Below are 5,549 nucleotides of genomic sequence, written 5' to 3'. Positions count from 1 at the left end.
GTTCCCCCGTCCCCGGAACGTGAGGTCCCGGCCTCGCCGGGACCTCACGTTCCGGGGACGGGGGAACGTACCGGGCCGGCCAGGGCAGCCACCACGGGGCCGGTGCGGCGGCGACGGCGGGGAGCCGTGGTGGCTGCCCTGGCCGTCGTCGTCGCGCTGGCCGGGGGCGGCGGCACGCTCCTGTGGCTCAACGGCGGCCCGCCCGCGCTGAACCTGGGCAGCACCGTCACCCCCTCGTCCACCGAGCCCGCCACCGAACCCGCCACCGAGCCGGCCACCGAACCCGCCGGTACGCCCAGCCCGGGCGGGGGGATCACGGACCTCCTCCCCGAGCTCTCCGTCGGCACCGGCAGGCCCACCGACACGATCGACGTCCCGGCCGAGTTCGCGGGCACCTGGAAGGGCACGGTCGACGGCGAGGCCGGCGGAACGCGGTTCGAGGACGAGTCCGTCACCCTGGTCCTGCGCGAGGGCGAGCCCACCGGCGTCTGGGACTCCCCCGGCGACGCCGAGAGCGACCCCGGCTGCGGCAAGGGCACCCTGTACGCCACCGAGCTGAAGGACTCCACCCTCCACTTCACCCTGAGCGATCTCGGCGGCGTGTGCGCGTACGTGGGCAACACCGGCAGCGTCAAGGTCACCCTGGAGCTGAAGGACGACGACAAGGCCGACTACGACCTCACCATGCCCATGGGCAACAGCGAGGGCGAGCTGACGAAGACAGGCTGATACCGGCAAACCCTTCGACAACCAGCCCCGGGAGCTGTGATCATTGGTCCCATGTCTGTGATCCGGGAGGTGCCGTTCCCCAGTCAGGATGACGCCGAGCTCCCCATGAACATCTGGATCGACGACTCCGACTCCGCCGTCGACGTCATCGACGCGCTGGCGCTGTCGCCGTTCGCCACGGGGGTCCAGCCGTGGTCGCGCCTGGTCAACCTGGAGCGCGTCCGCCCCGACGCCCCGCTGCGTCCCGAGCACGGCAGCGTCGTACGGACCGCGCAGGTGGAGGACGGCTCGGAGTCACGGCTGATCTGCGGCGACGGCTGGACGCTGCGGGTGATCCGGCACCGCAACCGGTCGGCGACCGTCAGCGTCACCGCGACCAGCGAGGAGCTGGCCCGGTCGGTGCTGAAGGAGAGCGTCGACGGCGCCGAGGAGCCCGAGCCGGAGACGGACCACGTGGAGATGGGCTTCTGGTGGCGCGGCTCGCACGGCGGCACCCGTTCGGAGAAGCCGATCACCGCCCAGCCGTGGCCGGAGATCAGCGGCAACTATTCGGCGGCGGTGCGCCGCTCGCTCGACTCCCTGATGGCGATCACCCCGGATGACGTGAACGGCCGGCTCATCCTGCTGCACGGCCCGCCCGGCACGGGCAAGACGACGCTGCTGCGCTCGCTGGCCAAGCAGTGGCAGGAGTGGTGCCAGGTCGACTGCGTGCTCGACCCGGAGCGGCTGTTCGACGAGCCGGGCTACCTCATGGAGGTGGCCGTCGGCTACGACCACGACGAGGACGAGCAGCAGCGCTGGCGGCTGCTCGTGCTGGAGGACTGCGACGAGCTGATCAGCGCCTCGGCCAAGTCGCAGGCCGGCCAGGGCCTGTCGCGGCTGCTCAACCTGACCGACGGCCTCCTCGGCCAGGGCCGCGACGTGCTGGTGGCGATCACCACCAACGAGGACCTGGCGCGCCTGCACCCCGCCGTCGTCCGTCCCGGCCGGTGCCTGGCGCAGCTCGAGATAGGCCCGCTGACGCGGGACGAAGCGGTCACCTGGCTCGGCTCCCCCACGGGTGTCGGCCCCTCGGGCGCGACCCTCGCCGAGCTGTACGCCCTCCGCTCCGGACGTTCCCTGACCAGGACGGCCTCCACCGAGGGGACGGGCCTCTACCTCTAGTCCGTCCCCACGCCTGGTCCGTCCCCACGCCGCCCGGCGCCGTCAGGAATCGATCGTGGCGTCGCCGGCGGCGGGCGCGTGGCCCGGGTGCCAGGTGGCGAGGATCCTGAGGTTGTCGTCGGCGGGCGTGCCCGGCTCGGCCGTGTAGACGGTGAGGAGCTGGTCGGGCGCGTCGGGCAGGTGCAGCGTCTCGTAGGCGAGCACGAACTCCCCCACGAGCGGGTGCCTGAACTCCTTGACGCCGTGCGTCTTGCTCTTGACCGTGTGCATCGCCCAATGCCGCCTGAACTCCTCGCTGTGCATCGACAGCTCGCCGATGAGGGACGCGAGCTCCAGGTCGTCGGGATAGCGGCCGGCGTCGATGCGCAGGTGGCCGACGGTGTCGCTGACCACCTGCTCGCGGTTGGGATAGAGGCGCTTGACACCCTCGTCGAGCAGGATCAGCCGCGCGAGGTTGCGCCTGCGCGCGGGCAGCGCCGCGAAGTCGGTGATGAGCGCGCAGGCCGGCGGGTTCCACGCCAGAATGTCCATCCGGCGGCCGAAGACGAAGGCGGGGCTGGCCGGCAGGGCGTGCAGCAGCTGGCGCAGGCCGGCGCGGACCGTCTGCGCGCGCGGGGCGCGGGCCCGCGCCCGGGTGGGCTTGGCGAGCTGGTGGAGGTAGGCGCGTTCGTCGTCGTTCAGCCGCAGCGCGCTCGCCACGGCGTCCAGCACCCCTTCGGAGACGCTGTCGCACCGGCCCTGCTCCAGCCGGATGTAGTAGTCGACGCTGATGCCCGCCAGGAGAGCCAGCTCCTCGCGGCGCAGGCCCGGAACGCGCCGTTGTCCCGGCCCCGGGGGCAGGCCCACGTCGCCGGGCCGCAGGCGTGCGCGACAGGTGCGGAGGAAGTCGTTGAGATCAGTGCGTCGTGCCATCGTGATCCACACTAATCGGCCGGAAGCCGCCGCTGGGTGGTCCTGCCGTACCGTAGGTTCGCCGTGCCCAGGGCCGGGTTGAGCTCTGGCTGCCCGGGAGCTGTCCGCTGATCATCGATGACATGTCGTCGAAAGGACAGATCTTCGTGCGTGTCCCCACCGTCTCCGCCGCCCTCACGCTCCTGCTCGTGACCGCCCCCGCCGCCGCGGGCCCCGCCGCGGCCTCCGCGCGGACCGCCCCGCCGGGCTCCGCCTCGTCCGCCCAGGCCGCGGAACTCCGTACGGACGCCGGCGTCGGCCTCCCGTCCCGGTACGTCGTCCCGGGACGGCGGGCCTACCCCGGCGGGCTGGCGTACGACGGGGCCACCGACCGGTTCTTCACCGGCAGCACGCAGACGGGCACCCTGTACGTGGGCACGCCCGGCCGGGAAGAGATGCAGGTGTGGCTCACGGGCGGCGCGGACGGCCGGACGACCACGTCGGGGATCATCTCCGACGACCGGGGCAGGCTCTACGTCGGGGGAGGCGCGACCAACCAGGTGTGGATCTACGACATCCGGTCCCGCCGGCTCCTGGCCACGGTCTCCGGCGTGCCCGGCGGCTTCGTCAACGACATCACCATCGCGCCCGACGGCACGGCCTACGCCACCGACTCGCTCGGGCACCTCATCTACCGCATCGCCGAGCAGGACGGGCGCTGGAGCATGCGCCCCTGGCTCGACCTGGAGGGCACCTCGGTGGAGCACGTCGACGGGCACAACCTCAACGGCATCATCGCGGTCGGCGACGCGAACCTGATCGCCGTGCACAGCCAGTCGGGCAAGCTGTACCGCTTCGACCTGGCCACCAAGGCGATCCACCAGGTGGACCTCGGCGGCGTCCCGCTGTTCGGCGGCGACGGCCTGGTCCTGCATGACGGGCGGCTCTACGTGGTGCGTGGCGGGCTGTCCCCGCAAAACCCGCAGCCGCAGGTCTCGGTGCTGCGGCCGGCCGCGGACTGGTCGGCCGCCGAGGTGGAGTCCGTGATCGACAACCCCGACTTCCGGCACCCCAGCACCGCGCGGATGGTGCGCGGCCGGCTGCTGGTGGTCAACAGCCAGTACAACACCGGGCAGAGCGGTGGTCGGCCGGAGCTTCCGTTCGCGATCTCGGCCATCCCGCTCGGGTAGGACTCCTCACCCTCCGAGCACGCCGGGACGGTACCGCCAGACGAACTCCAGCCACGGCGGGGCCACCGACGTGAAGTGCTCCCAGCTCCCCGGCTCCAGGCCGGGGCGGTCGCTGCGCACTTCGGACAGGAACGTCAGCAGGAAGCCCTCCCGGGTCAGGCTGTTGACGATCCGGCTCAGCGTCTGCCGGTATTCCCTGGGCTCGCCGATGGAACGGCCCGCCTCGCGGTCGTAGACCCAGTCCTGGTCGGGGTAACTGGTCACGGCCTCGTCCGTGTAGGGGTGCCCGAGGGTGTACCCCTCGCCGTTCCACGCGTGGTGGGTGAGACCGGCGAAGAACGGGTTGGCGCACATCACGTAGTAGTGGCCGCCCGCGTCGACGACTCTGGCGACCTCGCGGAAGACGATCCGGGAGTCCGGGACGAACGTCAGCGAGTACGGATGCCAGACCAGGTCGAACGAGGAGTCGCCGAGGGCCGACAGGTCCCGCATGTCCCCCTGGACGGTGCGGACCTCGACGCCGTGGTGCTCGGCGGCGGACCGGTCACGCCCGAGCTGCCCGGAGGAGATGTCGAACACCGTCACGTCGGCTCCGAGCAGGGCGAAGGCCGCGGACTGCTGCCCGCCGCCGCCCGCCAGGCAGAGCACCCGGCGGCCCGCCAGGTCACCGGGGAGGCCCAGCCGCTCCAGGCCGAGATAGGCGCGGGCCCGGTCCGCGTCCAGGTCGAGCATGGGACGGGTGAACAAGGCGTCCGCCTCCACGAGGGCTTCCCAGCGTTCCTCGTTGTAGCGGTAGACGTCGTCGCGCATGGTGATCATTTTAACGGCCGGGTGCCGCCCGCGCGGGATCTCCGGCCGGGGGCGCCCCCGTGGTCCCCCGGCCGGAGACGATCTCAGGTCAGGCGCGCGTGCAGGCGTCGGGCCTCGCGGACGAAACCGCTCGTCGCCTTCCGGGCGGCGATCTGCGCCACGCACGGGAGCGTGCCCTCGGCTTCCGCCCACCCGGCGGCCTTGACCGCGAACGCCAGCATCTGGGTGTGCCCCGTGTGCGCCCGCTCCCCCGGCCCCGGCAGGTAGACGGGCAGGAACCCGGTCAGCATCCGCCACACCTCCGCGTGCGCCCCGCCGGCCGCCGCCGTCTCCAGCGCCTCGCGCAGCGCCGCCGGCTGGTGCCAGGTGCGCCGCAGCAGCAGCCCCAGCTGCCGCCCGGTCTCCACGGCGGGCAGCTCTCCCCGCGCCGCCAGGTCGAGCAGCGGCCGCACCCCGTCGTCGCGCCGCCACCACTCGCGGTGCAGCAGGAAGTACGCCACCAGCAGCGCCACCGCCTCCCCCGCCGGCCCTCCGGCCAGCGCCACCGCCTGCACCTCCGCCAGCCGCACGTGCGACCCGTGGGTACGGCAGAGCAGATGCGGCAACAGGTGCAGGGCCGCGATCTCGCGGTCGTGGGGCAGCACGGCCGGCCAGTCGACCGGGTTGTCCCCGTCGCCCTGCCACCGCGACGCCCGCGGATCGGACAGCAGCCGATCGACCAGCTCCAGCCCGGTGCGCTCCCCCCGGACCCGCGGAACCAGCGAC

General features: G+C 72.8%; 6 protein-coding genes. 3 read left to right on the top strand and 3 right to left on the bottom strand.

What is annotated here, in order from left to right; all coding sequences use genetic code 11:
• Window positions 1-129: 129 nt before the first annotated feature.
• A complete protein-coding gene (locus ADY59_RS46300) occupies window positions 130-729 on the top strand; it encodes a hypothetical protein (protein ID WP_156326159.1) in 600 nt (199 codons plus the stop codon).
• A 51-nt stretch (window positions 730-780) separates the two neighbouring features.
• Complete coding sequence (locus ADY59_RS46295; protein WP_049577426.1) at window positions 781-1,893, top strand: DUF5925 domain-containing protein; 1,113 nt, start codon at window positions 781-783, stop codon at window positions 1,891-1,893.
• A 42-nt stretch (window positions 1,894-1,935) separates the two neighbouring features.
• Here ADY59_RS46295 and ADY59_RS46290 read toward each other — a convergent pair whose 3' ends face one another.
• Window positions 1,936-2,805, bottom strand: coding sequence for a helix-turn-helix transcriptional regulator (locus ADY59_RS46290; protein ID WP_049577437.1), 870 nt, complete (start codon window positions 2,803-2,805; stop codon window positions 1,936-1,938).
• A gap of 122 nt (window positions 2,806-2,927) precedes the next feature.
• Between ADY59_RS46290 and ADY59_RS46285 the strand changes: the two genes are divergently transcribed.
• Window positions 2,928-3,974 (top strand): hypothetical protein, encoded by a 1,047-nt coding sequence (locus ADY59_RS46285; RefSeq protein ID WP_049577423.1) that lies wholly within the window; start codon window positions 2,928-2,930, stop codon window positions 3,972-3,974.
• A gap of 6 nt (window positions 3,975-3,980) precedes the next feature.
• Here the strand turns inward: ADY59_RS46285 and ADY59_RS47925 are convergent, their stop codons facing one another.
• Together ADY59_RS47925 and ADY59_RS52145 are read right to left on the bottom strand one after the other, a co-directional pair.
• Window positions 3,981-4,784 carry a class I SAM-dependent methyltransferase gene (locus ADY59_RS47925; RefSeq protein ID WP_197094184.1) on the bottom strand — a complete coding sequence of 268 codons (804 nt, stop codon included), beginning with the start codon at window positions 4,782-4,784 and terminating at the stop codon, window positions 3,981-3,983.
• 83 nt (window positions 4,785-4,867) lie between these two features.
• A partial coding sequence (locus ADY59_RS52145; RefSeq protein ID WP_049577420.1) for a hypothetical protein occupies window positions 4,868-5,549 on the bottom strand: 682 nt, incomplete at its 5' end.

This window comes from Nonomuraea sp. SBT364, from assembly GCF_001083785.1.
Lineage (GTDB): Bacteria > Actinomycetota > Actinomycetes > Streptosporangiales > Streptosporangiaceae > Nonomuraea.
Note: the sequence above shows the minus strand (reverse complement) of the source record. Positions and strands in the feature narration are given on the sequence as shown.